This window comes from Pseudomonas agronomica (assembly GCF_025917275.1).
GTDB classification, from domain to species: Bacteria; Pseudomonadota; Gammaproteobacteria; order Pseudomonadales; family Pseudomonadaceae; genus Aquipseudomonas; species Aquipseudomonas agronomica.
Map to the genome: position 1 here is coordinate 1 of NZ_JAOSHO010001114.1, position 296 is coordinate 296.

At 59.1% G+C, this 296-nt stretch carries 2 pseudogenes; both read left to right on the forward strand.

What is annotated here, in order from left to right:
• Window positions 1-127: pseudogene (locus OC610_RS29155) on the forward strand (ABC transporter); the annotation flags it as partial.
• Window positions 117-296, forward strand: a pseudogene (locus tag OC610_RS29160) (ABC transporter permease); the annotation flags it as partial. The pseudogenes OC610_RS29155 and OC610_RS29160, both read left to right, overlap by 11 nt.

Genomic DNA, 296 nt, shown 5'->3' on the forward strand with positions numbered 1-296 from the left:
AATTCAGGGCCATGGGTTGGGGCAACTGCTGCTGGCGGTGAGCGGCTCGCCATGGCACGCCGAGGAGTTGCGCCAGCGGGCGGGCAATTGGGCACAACAGGCGGAGGTGCTGGGTTATGTGGTTTGATCGGTTATTGCAGGGTTTCATCGACACCTTCCTGATGGTCGGCGTGTCGTCATTGATCGCTTTGCTGGCGGGTATTCCGTTGGCGGTGATTCTCGTCACGAGCAGCAAGGGTGGGATTTATGAAGCACCCGCCTTGAACAAGGCATTGGGCGCGTTCGTGAACCTGTTC